14 protein-coding genes are annotated in these 15,907 nt (G+C 60.6%); 8 read left to right on the top strand and 6 right to left on the bottom strand.

Features of this window, described 5'->3' with window-relative positions; genetic code table 11:
- Positions 1-6: 6 nt before the first annotated feature.
- The 4 genes from MF6394_RS12105 to MF6394_RS12090 form a co-directional block, all read right to left on the bottom strand.
- Positions 7-852, bottom strand: a complete 846-nt coding sequence (locus MF6394_RS12105; RefSeq protein ID WP_078466744.1) for a 2OG-Fe(II) oxygenase — start codon at positions 850-852, stop codon at positions 7-9.
- A 168-nt stretch (positions 853-1,020) separates the two neighbouring features.
- Positions 1,021-3,438 (bottom strand): glucose/quinate/shikimate family membrane-bound PQQ-dependent dehydrogenase, encoded by a 2,418-nt coding sequence (locus tag MF6394_RS12100; protein WP_044272077.1) that lies wholly within the window; start codon positions 3,436-3,438, stop codon positions 1,021-1,023.
- A gap of 223 nt (positions 3,439-3,661) precedes the next feature.
- Complete coding sequence (locus MF6394_RS34135) at positions 3,662-3,877, bottom strand: hypothetical protein (protein ID WP_034127998.1); 216 nt, start codon at positions 3,875-3,877, stop codon at positions 3,662-3,664.
- Positions 3,878-3,907: 30 nt separating this feature from the next.
- Positions 3,908-5,926 carry a TonB-dependent receptor gene (locus MF6394_RS12090; protein ID WP_078466743.1) on the bottom strand — a complete coding sequence of 673 codons (2,019 nt, stop codon included), beginning with the start codon at positions 5,924-5,926 and terminating at the stop codon, positions 3,908-3,910.
- Between the two features lie 170 nt (positions 5,927-6,096).
- On the opposite strand from MF6394_RS12090, the gene MF6394_RS12085 reads away from it, so the two are divergent.
- Together MF6394_RS12085 and MF6394_RS12080 are read left to right on the top strand one after the other, a co-directional pair.
- A complete protein-coding gene (locus MF6394_RS12085) occupies positions 6,097-6,330 on the top strand; it encodes a VF530 family DNA-binding protein (protein ID WP_003188882.1) in 234 nt (77 codons plus the stop codon).
- A gap of 4 nt (positions 6,331-6,334) precedes the next feature.
- Positions 6,335-6,961, top strand: a complete 627-nt coding sequence (locus MF6394_RS12080) for a Pr6Pr family membrane protein (protein WP_078466742.1) — start codon at positions 6,335-6,337, stop codon at positions 6,959-6,961.
- A gap of 117 nt (positions 6,962-7,078) precedes the next feature.
- Here the strand turns inward: MF6394_RS12080 and MF6394_RS12075 are convergent, their stop codons facing one another.
- Together MF6394_RS12075 and MF6394_RS12070 are read right to left on the bottom strand one after the other, a co-directional pair.
- Positions 7,079-7,852, bottom strand: a complete 774-nt coding sequence (locus MF6394_RS12075; RefSeq protein ID WP_078466741.1) for a siderophore-interacting protein — start codon at positions 7,850-7,852, stop codon at positions 7,079-7,081.
- Positions 7,849-8,358, bottom strand: coding sequence for a PadR family transcriptional regulator (locus MF6394_RS12070; RefSeq protein ID WP_069558863.1), 510 nt, complete (start codon positions 8,356-8,358; stop codon positions 7,849-7,851). The genes MF6394_RS12075 and MF6394_RS12070 overlap by 4 nt, the downstream gene beginning before the upstream one ends.
- A 493-nt stretch (positions 8,359-8,851) precedes the next feature.
- On the opposite strand from MF6394_RS12070, the gene MF6394_RS12065 reads away from it, so the two are divergent.
- From MF6394_RS12065 to MF6394_RS12040, 6 genes are all read left to right on the top strand, one after another.
- Positions 8,852-9,349, top strand: a complete 498-nt coding sequence (locus tag MF6394_RS12065) for a CS1 type fimbrial major subunit (RefSeq protein ID WP_078466740.1) — start codon at positions 8,852-8,854, stop codon at positions 9,347-9,349.
- A gap of 115 nt (positions 9,350-9,464) precedes the next feature.
- Positions 9,465-11,987 carry a CS1-pili formation C-terminal domain-containing protein gene (locus MF6394_RS12060; protein WP_078466739.1) on the top strand — a complete coding sequence of 841 codons (2,523 nt, stop codon included), beginning with the start codon at positions 9,465-9,467 and terminating at the stop codon, positions 11,985-11,987.
- A 176-nt stretch (positions 11,988-12,163) separates the two neighbouring features.
- On the top strand, positions 12,164-13,258 hold the full coding sequence (locus MF6394_RS12055) for a hypothetical protein (protein ID WP_078466764.1): 1,095 nt from the start codon (positions 12,164-12,166) through the stop codon (positions 13,256-13,258).
- A 60-nt stretch (positions 13,259-13,318) separates the two neighbouring features.
- Positions 13,319-14,077 (top strand): pilus assembly protein, encoded by a 759-nt coding sequence (locus tag MF6394_RS12050; RefSeq protein ID WP_044272090.1) that lies wholly within the window; start codon positions 13,319-13,321, stop codon positions 14,075-14,077.
- Between the two features lie 5 nt (positions 14,078-14,082).
- Positions 14,083-14,565, top strand: coding sequence for a CS1 type fimbrial major subunit (locus MF6394_RS12045; protein WP_047712679.1), 483 nt, complete (start codon positions 14,083-14,085; stop codon positions 14,563-14,565).
- A gap of 43 nt (positions 14,566-14,608) precedes the next feature.
- A complete protein-coding gene (locus MF6394_RS12040; RefSeq protein ID WP_078466738.1) occupies positions 14,609-15,853 on the top strand; it encodes a hypothetical protein in 1,245 nt (414 codons plus the stop codon).
- Positions 15,854-15,907: the final 54 nt, after the last annotated feature.

Raw genomic sequence — 15,907 nt, 5'->3', positions numbered from 1 at the left:
AAAGTATTAGCACCAGAAGTAAAACGGTTCACCGGGGGTATAGCCGATAAACGACTGCATGCTGACGCGTTTTCCCGAATCGAACCCGCAGATGGCATGGGGGCGGCGGGTATTGATCAGCACCAGTTCGTTCTGGCGTGGGCGGATGCGCAGCGGTTTTTGTAAACACTGTTCCGGCAGTTGGGCACCCTCGAAGCGCTGGACCTGGTCATAGCTAAAGGCTTGGGTATCCCAGATGATCAACTCGCCTCCCGAAGGCGGCGTTTCAAGATAGATATTGGCGCTGAATTGATGCTGCAGTTCAGCGATTGTGCGGGGCAGGCAATCCACATGGGGCACCGTTTCCGAGAGGTGCGCCGTCTCTGGGAACATGACGCGGATGATCCCGCAAAACATCGGTTGGCCCTGGAACGCAGCGGCTGTTGCACCTTGCGGCCAGAGCGCCTGGAATTGTTCCATCAGCTGTTGAATGGGCGGCTTTTGCGGCGCACAGAGGCTGTCAATAAGGCCGCGCATACGCGCCGCGTCAGCATAATACTTTTCTTGGGCATCACTGCCGGCGGCCTTGCCGTACGTGGAGTTGAACGGGGTGCCCCAGCGATGCACACCATAGAAGTGCTGAACGACGCGGCCCTCCTCGTAGGTTTCATGGCCGTAGTGTTCCAGGGTGGCGGTGTCGTCGATGGCCTGAATCAACCGTGCGCGGGTGGTTGCGTTGGCAAATTCAGGTACCCGAATGGCAAGCACTTCGCCACTGATGAGTTTTTTCAAACTTGCAGTAGTGAGGTGTTCAAGTTCCAGGATTTTTGTGGGGGTGGAAAGAATCGGTTTTGTAGCGACATGGTCCGTCATGCAGTGAAGCTCCCTTTAAAGTTTTATCCGTACGCCTTTTGTATTACGCGGGGCGTGCGCACTAAATTAGCTTTAAAGGGCAGAGGGGAAACCGCCGGGGCATTTTCGACAGGCAAAAAAAAGCGGCTGCCCATTCGGGGCAGCCGCCTTTTATACCGCCAGTGCTACTTAATCCGGCAGTTTGAACGCCATAACATAATCACCCTGCTTGGTGCCCAGGGAACCGTGACCGCCCGCCATGACCAGCACGTATTGCTTGCCGTCCTTGCCGGTGTAGGTCATCGGGGTGGTTTGCGCGCCTGCAGGCAGGCGGCCTTCCCACAGTTGCTTGCCGTTTTTCACGTCATAGGCACGCAGGTACTGGTCCAGGGTGCCGCTGAGGAACGCGACGCCACCGGCGGTGGTGAACGTACCGCCCAGGCTAGGCACGCCCATGGTCAGTGGGATTGGAACCGGCGAGCTGTCACGCACGGTGCCGTTCTTGTGCATCCAGATGGTCTGGTGGGTGGTCAGGTCGACCGCGGCTACGTAGCCCCAGGCCGGTGCCTGGCACGGCAGGCCCATCGGCGACAGCAACGCCTCAAGGATCACACCATACGGCGCGCCTTTGTTCGGCTGCACGCCTTCGGTTTCGCTGACGCGTGGGCCTTGCTTGGCGATGTCGGCCGCCGGGATCAGCTTGGATTTGAACGCCATGTAGCTTGGGTTCACGAAGGCGATCTGGCGCACTGGGTCAACCGAGATGCCGCCCCAGTCGAACACGCCGAAGTTGCCTGGGTACACGATCGAACCTTGCAGGGACGGCGGCGTGAACGGGCCGTCGTAGCGCATGGATTTGAAGTCGATCCGGCACAGCATCTGGTCGAACGGTGTCACGCCCCACATGTCGCGTTCTTTCAACGGCGGCGGCATGAAGTTCAGGTCGGACTTGGGTTGGGTAGGGGAGGTGCGGTCGCCCGCCACTGCGCCCTGTGGCACCGGGATTTCATTGACCGGCACCACGGGCTGGCCAGTGGCACGGTCGAGCACGTAGATGCTGCCTTGCTTGGTCGACGCCATCACGGCCTGCTTCACGCCCGCAGCGGTCTTGATGTCGATCAGCGAAGGCTGGCCGCCCACGTCCATGTCCCACAGGTCGTGGTGGGTGAACTGGAAGGTCCACTTCACGTGGCCGGTGTCGATGTCCAGGGCGGTCAGGCCCGCGGCGTACTTCTCGGAATCATCGGTACGGTCGCCGCCGTACTGGTCGGGCATCTGGTTGCCCATCGGCAGGTAGAGCATGCCGAGTTTTTCATCCACGGCGAACATGGACCACATGTTCGGCGAGTTGCGGGTGTAGGTCTTGCCTTCGGCCAACGGGGTGGTGTCGTCCGGGTTGCCGCTGTCCCAGTTCCACACCAGCTTGCCGGTGTGCACGTCGAACGCGCGGATCACGCCGCTTGGCTCGTCGATGGAAACGTTGTCGGTCACGTGACCGCCGATCACGACCAGGTTCTTGGTCACGGCCGGTGGCGAGGTGGAGTAGTAACCGCCTGGGGCGAAGCTGCCGATGTTGGCACGCAGGTCGACCTGGCCTTTGTCACCGAAGTCTTCGCACATCTTGCCGGTGTCGGCGTTCAGGGCGATCAGACGGGTGTCTGCGGTCGGCACGAAGATGCGTTTCGGGCACGCGTTCGGTGCGGCGGCCGGGCTGGCTGTGCCAGTCGGGCTTTGCTCGGAAGCGTAGGCAGCGTCATCGTGGTACGACACGCCACGGCAGGTCATGTGCGCCCAACCTTTGAAGCTCTCAGCACCCTGGGTGGTGATCTTCGGGTCGAAACGCCAGATTTCCTTGCCGGTGTCCGGGTCCAGGGCAATCACTTGGCTGTGCGGTGTGCACACATACAGCATGCCGTTGACTTTCAGCGGGGTGTTTTCCGCAGTGGTTTCACCGGGGTCGCCTGGGCCAGGGATGTCGCCAGTGCGATAGGTCCACGCCGGCACCAGCTTGTGGGCGTTTTCCGGGGTGATCTGTGCCAGTGGCGAGTAACGGTCACCGAAGGCCGAACGGCCATAGGAATTCCAGTCGCCATCGGCTTGAGTCGGCGCAGCACTGGCCATGCCCGGTACCGCGTCGCGGTCCAGTTGGCCGGTCTTGACCATTTCACCTGGGTTGGTGAATTGGCTGGCCAGGGCAGTAGCGCCCGCCAGCACCACGGCCACGCTCAGCGCGCCAGTGCCCAGCGGCGCGGCCTGGCCACGCAGCAACGGACGACGAAACCATGGCAGCAACATGACGATGCCCAGGGCGAACAGCAGGGCCAGGCGCGGTACCAACTGCCACCAGTCCAGGCCGACTTCCCACAGTGCCCACACGGTGCTTGCGAACAACACCAGTGCGTACAAGCCCAGCGCAGCGCGGCGGGTGGCCAGCAGCAACACGCCGGTCAGGGTGATGCCGATACCGGCGAGCAGGTAGTACAGCGACCCGCCGAGCATGCTCAGCTTGACGCCGCCAGCCAGCAAGGCCAGCCCCATGATCAGCAGCAAGACGCCTAGCAGCCTGGGCAGCAGGCGGCTTGGGCTTGAAGCACCATCAGTGCTCATAGTGTGTTTCTCCGTGACGTTGGAATAATTATGTAACCCCGTGCTTCACTGTAGATGACGATTCGGCACGGGCTTGGTTCATCGTTATTTTCGGGTTTTTCTGTGGATAACCGGGTTATCCACAGGCGGGCAACAGATTCCCCAGCGCAGGTCGGTTTAAGACAGCGCTGTCTTTGCGTGCAGGGAAATTCGGCAAATGGGATCGACCCGGAGGTGAAGCGTTTCAGATTGTTGCGAAGGATAATGCGGCGGGGCGTTTTGAGAAAGGGTGAATCGCAAGATGCATCATTTCAGTTTTGGTAACAGTGACAGATAGTCGCTGCAAAAATAGCCTGATGGCAGGCTCTATCTCTGTAGGAGCGAGCTTGCTCGCGAAAAACTCACAGGCGCCGCGTTTATTCAGGAAGCGCGCGTTATCGTTGGCGTTTTTCGCGAGCAAGCTCGCTCCTACAGGGGGGTGAGGTGACGGTTAGAAAGTGGTGCGGATGCCGAACTGCACACTGCGCCCCGGCGCCGGCGCGATGTCGCGCAGAATCGAGCTGGCATAGCGCACGGTCTGGTTGGTCAGGTTTTCACCGTTGACGAACGCCAGCCACTGGCTGCCGCCCACATTGAAGCGATACCCCGCGCTGGCGCCGAGGGTGGTGTAGCCGTCGGTGCCGCTTTCGTTATCCGGCACACGCCCTTGGCCTGCGGCATGTTCCACGTCGATACGCGCCTGCCAGCGATCCAGTTCCCACAACAGGCCGCTGCTCATGCGCAGGGGCGCAATGCGCGGCAAGGCTTCGCCGGTGTCCAGGTTGGTGGCGCGGGTGTAGTCGCCCGACAGTTCCAGCGCAAACTTGCCGTAGGCGCCTTCGCCGAGCGTCCAGTGATCCTGGGCTTCGAAGCCGGCGAAACGTGCGCGCACGCCAGAATATTCATACTCGGGAATACCGCCCGCGTCCTCTTCGCCTTCATCGTTCAGGGTACGACCCGTGCCCAACAAGCCGATGTAATTGGAGAAGTGGCTATAGAACACGCCGAAGCTGCCCTTGTGGGTGCCGTTGTCAAAGCGCAGGGCCAGGTCGCTGGACACGGCCTTTTCCTTCTTCAGGTTGGCATCGCCCAACTCATAGGTACCGGTAGCGACGTGGGCGCCGTTGGCGTACAGCTCGTAGAAGGTCGGCGCACGTTCGGTGTAGCCCAGGGTGGCGGCCAGGGACCAGATCGGCGTGAGGGTGTACACCGCGCCAGATGACAGGCTGCCGGCGGTGAAGTTACTGCTTTTATCGGCATTGGCAAAGCGCTCGTTGCCTTTGGCGTTCGGGTCGACGCTGGTGTGTTCCAGGCGTGCGCCGAGGCTGAGTTTGAGGCGCTCGGTGGCTTGCATTTCTTCGAGGACAAACAGCGCGCCGGCGTTGGTGTCGGTCTGCGGTACGAAGGCTTCTTCGCCCAAGGCCGAGAACTCGTTGCGGGTCACTTGGGCGCCGACCACGCCATCGAACGGGCCAATCGGCTGGTGACGCGCTTCTACCCGCGCTTCATAGCCTTTGTTCTTGAAGGTGGTGCCGGTTTCGCCGCCTTCGATTTCGCGATGCTCGTAGTCGGTGTAGCCGGCGTCGAGTTTCACCGAGGTAAACGGCCCTTGCAGGTTGCGGAACTCGGATGCAAAGGCGTAGTGGTCCTGTTTCATGCGGATGCGCACATCCTGCTCGGCGGGTGAGCCGTAGTTACTGTCGTAATTGCTATAGGACAGCCCGGCATAACCATCGTCCCAGGTGTAGGAGCCGCCTACCGCACCGCCGTCCTGACGCCCATTGCTGTTGCCCAGGCGCCCGTTTTTGCCGGGGCCATTTTCGCTCTCCGGTGCATGCCGGCTGCGCGCATAGCCTGGGATTTTCAGGTCGTTGAACTCGCGCGCATTGGCGTCCAGATGCAAGGCGAAGGTGCCGTTGCCGGCTTCCAGCTTGCCTGCGCTGCTGCGGGTGGTGTCGGCGCCGCCGTAGCGCAACTCGCCAGCGCCATGGATGCCCTCGATGGCCTCGGTGGGGATGCGATTGTCGAAGGTATTGACCACCCCACCGATGGCGCTGCCGCCATACAGCAGGGCGGCCGGGCCCCGCACGATTTCAATGCGGTCAACGTTGATCGGGTCCAGCGGCACCGCGTGGTCGTAGGACAGCGACGAGGCGTCCAGCGCCCCCACACCGTTGCGCAGGATGCGAATACGATCGCCATCCTGGCCACGAATGATCGGGCGGCTGGCCCCTGGGCCAAAGTACGAAGACGACACGCCCGGCTGCTTGTTCAGGGTTTCACCGAGGCTGCCTTTTTGTTGCAGGGTCAGGTCGTCGCCTTCCAGCACGGTGGTGGGCGAGGCCAGCTGTTCGCTGCCCAGCGGATTGCCGGTGACCACTTGGGGTGGCAGTTCCAGGGCATGGGCCTGGGAGCTGATCAACAGGGCGGCGGCGAGGGGCGACAAGCGCCAGAGAGAAGGCAGCGACATCGGATATTCCTAGGCAAAAAGGTTGTTAAGTAAAGTTACAATATAACATCTCTTTTTTGCGAAAAAGGGGAACTTTTCCTCACGGGCTATATTCAATCCGATGCTTCCACCTGCACGCCCCGTCGGCTAAGGTGCGCGGCTGTGTTTCCTCTTTTTGCAAAAGGCCCGGCATGACCGCGACAAGCAACGACCCGCTCCACGGTGTGACCCTGCAACACGTGCTCACCACCCTGGTGGAACATTACGAGTGGAGCGGCTTGGCCGAGCGCATTGATATCCGCTGCTTCAAGAGCGACCCGAGCATCAAGTCGAGCCTGACTTTCCTGCGCAAAACCCCTTGGGCGCGGGAAAAAGTCGAAGGCTTGTACGTCAAGCTGATGCGTACCAAGCGCCCCCTGGATTGAGTGCATGAAGCGCTTTGTCGCGGCAGCAGCCTTGGCCGGTTGGGTGGGGTTGGCGATCCAGCAATACCTGATTCTCTATTCGCGCTGGGCCAGTGGCGCGAGCTTGCTGGGCGGCTTGATCAGTTTCTTCAGCTTCTTCACCGTACTGACCAATACCCTGGTGGTCGTGGTGCTCAGCTACGCGCTGGTCAAGCGCGACTCAGCCGCCAAGCGATTCTTCCTCGCGCCCCGCATCAGTAGCGCGATAGCGGCGAGCATCGTGCTGGTGAGCCTGGCCTACAACCTGCTGCTGCGGCATCTGTGGAGCCCGCAAGGCTTTCAATTTATCGCCGATGAGTTGCTGCACGACGTCATGCCGTTGCTGTTTGTGGTGTATTGGTGGCGGTGTGTGCCCAAGGGCACCTTGCGGTTCAAACACATTGCCGGCTGGGTGATTTACCCATTGGTGTACTTCGGATATGTGCTGCTGCGCGGGCATATGCTCGGGCAGTATCAGTACCCGTTCATGGATGTGGACAGCCTTGGTTATCCACAGGTGTTCATGAATGCCGGGGGGATTTTGGCAGGGTTTATAGTGATCGCTTTGGCGATGGTGGGGCTGGATAAGCGCCTGAAATCATCCTCGTCTTAAAGTGAGCGCCGTCAATGTGGGAGCGGGCTTGCTCGCGAAGGCGGTGGGTCAACCAGTACATCTGCTGCCTGACACTCCGTCTTCGCGAGCAAGCCCGCTCCCACAGTATGAGTTGAGTCAGCTCTGTTCTTCCTCGCTGCCCTCAGCACGCCAGTAACCCGCGGCCTTGAGGTATTGCTCGTTGACCTTGTGCGTGTCCAGCAGCACCCGCCGTACCTGGCGTGACAGCTTGGTTTCGGTGGCAACGAAGCTGTACAGCGTGCCGCTGGGCAGGGTCAGGTTGCGCACCACGTCGAGCAGGTCATCCTGGCCGCGCAGCACCCAAATCACTTCCACCTCGGCTGCGCTGCTGAGCACCTGCTGTTCCGCCGCATCCGCGATTTCAATCACCGCCAGCACCTTGCGCCCCGCGGGCAGCTCTTCCAGGCGCCGAGCGATGGCCGGGATCGCCGTCTCATCGCCAATCAGCAGGTAGCTGTCGAAGATATCCGGCACGATCATCGAGCCACGTGGCCCGCCGATATACAGGTGCTGGCCGACCTGTACCTGCTCGGCCCAGGTGGAGGCAGGGCCATCGCCGTGCAGCACGAAGTCGATGTCCAACTCGCCAATGCTCAGGTCGTAACGCCGTGGCGTGTAGTCGCGCATCGCCGGTTGCGGGCCGTCGCCCTTGATGCTGAAGCTCGGGCTTTCCAGCGCCGCTTGCTCTTGGGCGTTCTGCGGGAACAACAGCTTGATGTGGTCGTCGCTGCCCAGGCTGACAAACCCCGCGAGCTCAGGGCCGCCCAGGGTGACGCGGCGCATGCGTGGGGTGATATCGACTACCCGCAGTACTTGCAGGCGGCGGCGTTTGATTTCGTGGGTTACGCGATGAATGGTTTGAGTGTTCATTGGTCTGTCCCGTCGGCAATGGCTTGGGCGGTGCGATTGAGCAGCGCCGCGACACGAATGATTTCTTCCGGGCTCCAGTGCCCGTTATGCGAATGCAAGGCGTGGCGCAGGTTGTGCACCGCCTCATGGATCTCGGGTGGGCGGTCGTGGCCACGCAGCGAGCGCTTGCTGACATCCAGGCGCATGCGCACACCGTCCAGGGCAACGGCTTGCTCGCTCAAGAAGAGACGACCGGGGTCGGTGATTGTGTAGCGTTTTTTTCCACCATCGGTGTCGCCGCTGATCAGCTCGCTCTCTTCAAGGAAGGTCAGGGTGGGGTAGATCACGCCGGGGCTGGGGCTGTAGGCACCGTCGAACAGGCCCTCGATGCGGCGGATCAGGTCGTAGCCATGGCAAGGTTGCTCAGCGATCAGTGACAACAGCAGCAGCTTCAGGTCGCCAGGGGCGAACACCCGTGGGCCGCGGCCGCCGCGTTTTTCAAACTCGCCGCGATGTTCGTGTTTCATGGGCAGGTCCTCTGTGCAGGTTTAGATATAACGTAAGATATATCTTAACGCTAAGGATAGTGCCTGGCGACCAACGGTCGTTGGCGGCTGCACAGGCTTGGTCCACTAAGCAACTAACAACTATTGGACCTGATTGGATTTTAGAGCTATAACTTTAATTAGAGTTGTGGCTCGAATTTATATCTGGACTTGTTGTTTGCCAGGCGCTGCTTAGTCTTGTGGTACGCTTCTTACAGCAACTTCTTTAGCGTATTTTTAGCGTGTAGCTTATTTCCTACGGATACTTTTAAAGTTTTGGCGAAATGCCATCTTTTTCGCTCAAGCCCTGTTTACAAGGGCTACGTGCGTTTTCGAATGTGCCTGCATACCTGCTTTTAGTTTCGGTTGATCATTGTCTGGCAGTGCGTAGTTCAACTAACCACGCCTGCTAATTCTTTGTTAGGGACCTCCTTGGCAATGAACCACTCACTGTTGTCAACTACAGGTATTGACCATGTTCAAGAAGTTTGCTGTTGCTGTTCCCCTGGCTGTACTCGCGCTGTCTTCCTCGGTAACGGCTATCGCTGCCGGTGAAACCAGCCACACCGTCAACCTCAAGGCAAACATCCCCACCACCGTGTTCCACGCCCAGCCACGTGACCCGAACTGGGGCCGTGACGAAACCATGACCTACAACCTGGTCAGCGGTGAGTTGGCGCCCCTGAGCGCCATCTACGACATCAAGAACACCAACGGTTCGGTTCACGCCTACATCGAAGGCGGCCCGGCTGTGCTGTTCAACGGTGATGCCGCGCAGAACATCGCGCTGACCACCACCCTCAATGGCGTGACCCTGACCGGCTCGCCGCAGGAAGTGGTCAACGAAGCCGACTCCACCCCAGGCATTGGCGCGGAAATGCGCATCATCGCGGCCAAGCCTTCGGCGACTCAACGCGGTTCCTACACCGCGGTGATGCCGGTGGTATTCGACGCGGTATTGCCAACGCCTTGATGCCAATGAATGCCCGTTGAACACGGGCATTTGCTTGCAGGTCGGCTGACTTTCCCTCCTCGGTCCGCCGGCCTGATTTTCTCTCCAGTCTTTTGGCATACAGAGTGTTCCGTTCATGTTTCCGATGACGCCTATCGCGGCTGCGCTTGCGCTGTTGATGTGTACGAGTGCCCTGGCCGCACCTGCTGCCTCGGGCGCTTTGACGACGGGCAGCCTGCTGAGCCAGGCCCAAGGCCTGCCGGCTGGTTTTACCGATCACTTTTTCGACGTGCCGCTGGCCGTGCGCATAGACCTTGACCAGCAGTTGCTGGGCGAGGCGCTGATTGTGTTGACCCGGGATGATCGCGTCACCTTGCTCGAATTCACCGACACCGCTGACAGCAAAGTGCCCGCCGCTACCCGCGACACCTGGCAAGCGCTGTTGGAAAAAGGCGTGGCGCTGGGCACCTGTACCCAGTCCTGCCCGGAAAAAATGCTCTCGGCGTTCTACAACCTAGAAAACTCCCAGTTGGCGATCATCACCCAGAATGTCGAGCTCAACGACGATGCACCGCGCTTCTACGCGCAACCGGAAGGCGGCAGCCTCGGGCTGATCGTCAACAACCAGCTCAACCTCAACGGTGGTCAGGACAACAAGCTGGGCGGGCGCTACGGGTTGCAAGCCAGTTCCAGCGTCGGCAACTGGAGCCAGGTGTTCAACCTGCAACTGGCGCGACAGAGTGGCGATAACGAACAGATGCGCCACGCGATCCATGAGCTGTACACCCAACGAGAAATGGAAGGGCAGTTTTTCCGCCTGGGCCATTTCACCCCCAATTCCGATGGCCTGACCCGTCAACTGCGCAGCTTCGGCGCCAGCCCCGATACGGCGCTGGGCCTGATGTATGGCAGTTCCGACAGCCTGGCCATCAACAATGCCAAGCCCAGCGTGTACCCGATCTACGTCACCGCCAACCGCCAGGCGGCGGTGGAGATCTACCGCAATGGCCTGTTGATCAATACCCAAGCCGTGGCAGCCGGCCTGCAAACCCTGGACACCCGGCCATTGCCCGGCGGCATCTATGAAGTGGAAGTGCGCCTGGTAGAAGACGGCCTGACCACCAGCACCACCCAGGAGCTGGTGTACAAGCCCAGCAACTGGCGCAACGCCGAAGACCCATGGCGCTACAACCTGTTCGCCGGGCGCGAGACCAAGCTGTTCAGTAACTGGGACGAACAAGCCTCTGGCGCAATGACCGCCGGTGCCTCCATCAACTACCTGCTGCATCCACGGGTGATCCTCGGCCTGTCGGCCCGCCAGGTGCGTGAACAACTGCAGTACGGCGGTTCGGTGGACTGGACGGTGGCCAACAACACCAGCCTCTACACCAACCTTTATCAAACCCAGGACCACGGCACCGGCATGGACCTGCAAGCGCTCTACACCTTGGGCGCCACCAACCTGGTGTTCAGCCACAACCGCAGTTGGCTCGACACCCGCGACACCTACGAAACCCTGCCGGACGGCACCCGCCTGCGCCGCAATACCTTCGTAGGTGAGGCCAGCAACACGGCGCTGTCGGTCAACCACCGGCTCGATGCGAAAAACACCCTGAACATGCGCCTGTCCCACAGCGAAGGCAATGTCGAGGGCGCTGGTATCGACCTGGGCTGGAGCCGCCACGACAACCTGTTCGGCAGCGATGCCAACTGGCGTTTCTCGGTGTTCGACCGGCCCGGTACCTCGGGTACCAACGACGCGCGCAATCGTGGTGTAGACGTAAGTGTCAGCATGAACCTGGGCCGCGATGGCCGGCAGAGCTCCGGCAGCATCGGCACCCGCACCGCCCGTGACGGCGGGCGTGACAACAACGCCTCGGTGACCTTGCGCCAAGACCTTACCGACCACTTCCTGCAAAGCGTCTCGGCCACGGCGATCACCGACACCTATGGCGTCGGCCTGTCGGGCATGGCCAGTTTCAGTACGGACGCGGTCAGCGGTGACGGTTTTGTGCAGCGCAGTTCCTTCAACGGCGACCTCAGCGGCGGCTTGAACCTCAACAGCACCCTGGTGGCCGGGGCCGGCAAGGTATTGCTGAGCAGCCAGTACCAGGGCAACGGCGCCGGCATGATCATCGATGTAGAAACCGACCTCGACGAGATCGCCCTGCGCGCCGACGACATGGGCGGCGGCAGCACCCTGCTGAGGCCTGGGCGCAACTACGTGCCGGTCTCGGCCTACAAGAGCAGCAGTGTGGCGTTCGACTTTGAAGGCAACCACCCACCGGCGGCCAATATCCAGCCGGCACGTTCCAGCTACCACCTGAACAAGGGCGGCGTGGACTATCGCAAGGTCAGCGTGATGAAAACCGTCACCGTGCTGGGCCGATTGCTGGATGAACGCGGCGCACCCTTGCGCGGCCATCACGTGATCAACCATGCCAGCCGCGGGGTCAGCGAAGTGGACGGGTTCTTCTCCATGGAAATGAGTTCCAGCTCACCCACCCTGCAAGTGCGCTACCAGAACCAGTTGCTGTGCCAGTTCCGCCTGGACCCGAGCAACGCGCCAAGTGAAAGCGACGTGTTGATGATCGGTGATCTGCGCTGTACGCCGGATACCTTGGCCGAAGTCGCCCATGCGTCAGAGGCGGCCGGATGAATTTTTCACCCACAACAACCTGTGTTCGCAGCAACGAGTTGATCAGCATGAACAAGCCTGGCAACACAACGTGGCGCGCTGTCGTATTGGCCGCTTTGTTGTGTTCGTTCATCCCTTTGAGCCTTGCGGCCACGCAAGACATCACCGCTGAATTCCGACCGGATCCCAGCAATCCCATGGTGAACAGGTTCACCAATACCACCCCACAGAGCGGGGTATGCCCCGGGCATATGCCGGCACGGTGTGAGGCGTTGGGGATTTTCAGTATCCGCACCTGGGACATCAACTTTGTCGCCAGCGGCCCGATAGCCGCCAACCATGCGGATCCGCGTCAAGGCCTGATGTTCAAGGTTCCCTCGGAGTGGCGCAGTTTCGAGGTGGTCTCACCCAAGGGCGACCGTAAAACCGTGGAGATGCGTATCTCTGGTATTGGCAGCCGTTTCAATACAACCAACCCTCCGGGCGTTTATGCCTGGAGCCCATTGCCCGCCAACTGGACGCATCCACCTTCCCCATGCCAATACACCGGCATGTGGGCGGCGGCCCCCACGTTGAGGCTGTGGTTCTGGCTGGTACCGGAAGGTGGCGGTGCATGCAATTTAGTAACGCCGTTCGATGTTCCCTCTTCCAGCTTCAGCATGCTTGAGTACACGTATGAACTGAGGACGCCTAATCCTCTGGATATGGACGCTGGGCAATACAGAGGGTCGATTACTTACGGAGTCGGGCCGCATCAGGATTTCGATTTTGGTGACATTTACCAGCCAAACGATGATGTGTTGACCTTCAACTTCGACCTTCGGGTAGAGCACAACCTCAAGGTGGACCTGCCACCGGGGGGCAACCGTGTCGAGCTGTTGCCCGAAGGGGGCTGGCAGGCGTGGCTCAATCGCGGGCGGCAACCGGCGCGGCTGTTTCGCGACCAGACCGTCGTCGTCTCCGCCAGTACCCGCTTCAAGATGCAACTGGAATGCAGCCTGGCCATCGGCAACACCTGCGGCCTGCGTAATGACGCAGGGGATGAGGTGCCGCTGCAGGTCGGCGTGACCCTGCCTTTCGGCCTGCGTGATCAGTACGGCCAGGCGGTGGACAAGCTGCCCCTGCGCCTGGACGGCAGCGGCTCCGAGCTGTTCCAGCCCGGCCACTACGTTAATAACCGCCCGGCCAGCCTGCACTTTGCCGTGGAGCGCGACGACGTCAAGGAGATGCTCAAACACCCCGGCAGCACCTACAACGGCGTGGTCACCGTGATCTGGGATTCGGAAGTCTAGGCGGGCACTTACCGCATATCAGCCCCTGGGCTGGGTTCAATCATTGAGGCGTAATCAAACATGAAACATGCAGTGTTATCGGTCGGGCTGTTGCTGCTGTCGTTGACCGCTCAGGCGGGGCCGGCAATCAATGTCGGCGTGGTGTATGACTACCTGGAAGGTGATCGCAGTTCCTACCTCAAGCGTGTCTACAACGGTGGCACCAGCACCGCGTTTATCAAGGTCAATGTGCTGGAGATCGTCTACAACGCCGATGGCACGTCCCAAGAAGTCCCCGTTGCCTCGATGACCGACGCCAAGGGCGCCGCCACCAACCGCGACGGCCTGATGGCCAGCCCGGCGCGGCTGATCGTGCCGGCGGGCGGGCGCCAAGGCACACGGTTGCTGTACATGGGCCAGCGCGACAAGGAGCGTTATTTCCGCGTGCGCTTCATCCCGGTGGTGCCGGAAAAAGAAGACGACTTTGCCGTGACCGACGAAGAACGGGCCGATTACAAGGACGCGCTGGCGGCCGGGGTCAACGTCATGGCCGGTTACGGCACGGTGTTCTTCGTACGCCCACAGAACACCCGTTTCGACACGCAGATCAGCCAGACCACCAGCCAGTACACCTTGCGTAATGCCGGCAACAGCGTGGTGGTGCTCGATGAGTTCCGGGACTGTTCGGTGGCGAAGAAAACCGACTGTGAAGCCACCACCAAGCACCACATCCTGCCCGGCCGTCAGCTGGTGTTCGAGAAAAAGCCCGAGCGCCAGTTCAGTTTCCAACTGATCGAAGGCCGCGACAAAAAACCGATGACGGTCAACAGCAACGGGTGATGACAATGTTCAAGCAACTGACGGCACTGGCGGTACTGATGACCCCTGTGTTCCTGGGCGAGCCGGCGCAGGCGTTCCAGGAACGCCACAGCTTCGATGTGTCGGTGACCATCCCGATCGAAGAGGCCTATGTGCTGCCTTCCGAGCCGGACTGGATGGGCCATGACCAGGTTTTGGCCTGGGACTTGGCGACGGCGCGTCTAGGCCGCCTGCGCAAGAATTTCGACGTCAAGAACATCAATGGCGGCGTGACCGCGCGCCTGGGCGACATGCCGTATTTGCTGAGTGGGCGCAACCGTATCGACTTGCAGGTGCTGTTCAATCGGGTGCCGTTGACGTTGGACTCGACCCAGGTACTCAACGCCGATGAGGCGCGCGCGGGCCGGCGCGCCGAACTGGAGATCTCTGCCATTGAGCCGCAGGACGGTTACAAGGGTGGGGATTATTACGGCACGGTGCACTTGATGTTCGATTTCCCCGCGCCGTGAGCTCGGTGTGTGAAACCCACAGCGCCGCAGATTCGGAGTGTTTATGCAGTTGATCACCGCAACCAAAAAATGGCTGGGGCCTTGGGCTTTGGCGCTAGGCGTCGGGTGGGCGAGCCTGCCCGTGCAGGCGCTGGAACAAAATATCTCGGCGGTGTTTCGCCCGGACCCGACCAACCCCATGGTCAATAAATTCCAGAACACCACCCCCCACAGTGGCATCTGCGCCTGGCACGTGCCGGCGCTTTGCGAGTCACTCAACACCTTCAGTATTCGTACCGACGAATTGGTGTTCAACTCGATCGCGCAAATCGAGGCGGACCATGAAGACCCGCGCAAGGGCGCGTATTTCAAAGTACCGTCCTCCTGGCGCGATGTGCAGGTGACCCATATCGCCACGGGTCAGGTTGAAACGGTAGAGATGCGCATCGCCGGTATCGGCGGTAGATGGGGCCTGGGCGGGGGCGCCAGGGTGACTGTGTGGAGCGCCCCAGGAAGGCACTGGGCGGATCCTTGGCGTTACGGCGTGGATTCTTGTCGAGGCGTCAACTACTACACGTCGTCCGGCACTTACTTGCTGTACTTCTGGATCGTCCCGGAAAACGGAGGAGCCTGCAGTGTGGTCCCCAGCGCGCCTATTCCGCAAATGTGGTACCAGCCGGTGGAGTATGGCTATGAACTCAGAACCCCTAATCCGTTGGGTATGGCCAGTGGTGAATACCGCGGCTCGTTGTCCTACAGCATCGGGCCCGGTAGGGATTTTGATTTTGGCGATGTGATGATACCCAACGACAACGTGTTGACCTTCAACTTCAATCTGTCCGTAGAGCACGCCCTCAAAGTGGACCTGCCCCCCGGAGGCAACCGCATCGAGCTGCTGCCCGAAGGCGGCTGGCAAGCCTGGCTCAATCGTGGGCGGCAACCGGCGCGGCTGTTCCGTGACCAGACTTTCGTGATCTCTTCCAGCGGGCGTTTCAAGATGCAGCTCGAATGCAGCCTGGCCATCGGCAACACCTGCGGGCTGCGCAACGGAGCGGGCGACGAGGTGCCGCTGCAGGTCGGGGTGACCTTGCCTTATGGCTTGCAAGACCAGTACGGCCAAGCCGTGAACAAGCTGCCCTTGCGCCTGGACGGCAGCGGCACCGAGCTGTTCCAACCCGGCTATTACGTCAACAACCGCCCCGCGAGCCTGCACTTTGCCGTGGAGCGAGAGGATGTGAAGGAAATGCTCAAGCAGCCCGGTAGCACCTACACGGGCGTGGTGACGGTGATCTGGGATTCCGAGGTTTAGATTACAAAATTGCAGTGGCTGATCCATTGCTTTCGCGGGCAAGCCCGCTCCCAC

Origin of the sequence: Pseudomonas sp. MF6394, from assembly GCF_002018845.1 — a bacterium.
Taxonomy (GTDB): Bacteria; Pseudomonadota; Gammaproteobacteria; order Pseudomonadales; family Pseudomonadaceae; genus Aquipseudomonas; species Aquipseudomonas lactis.
The sequence above is the reverse complement of the archived record's forward strand: the minus strand, read 5'-3'. Positions and strand labels throughout refer to the sequence as shown.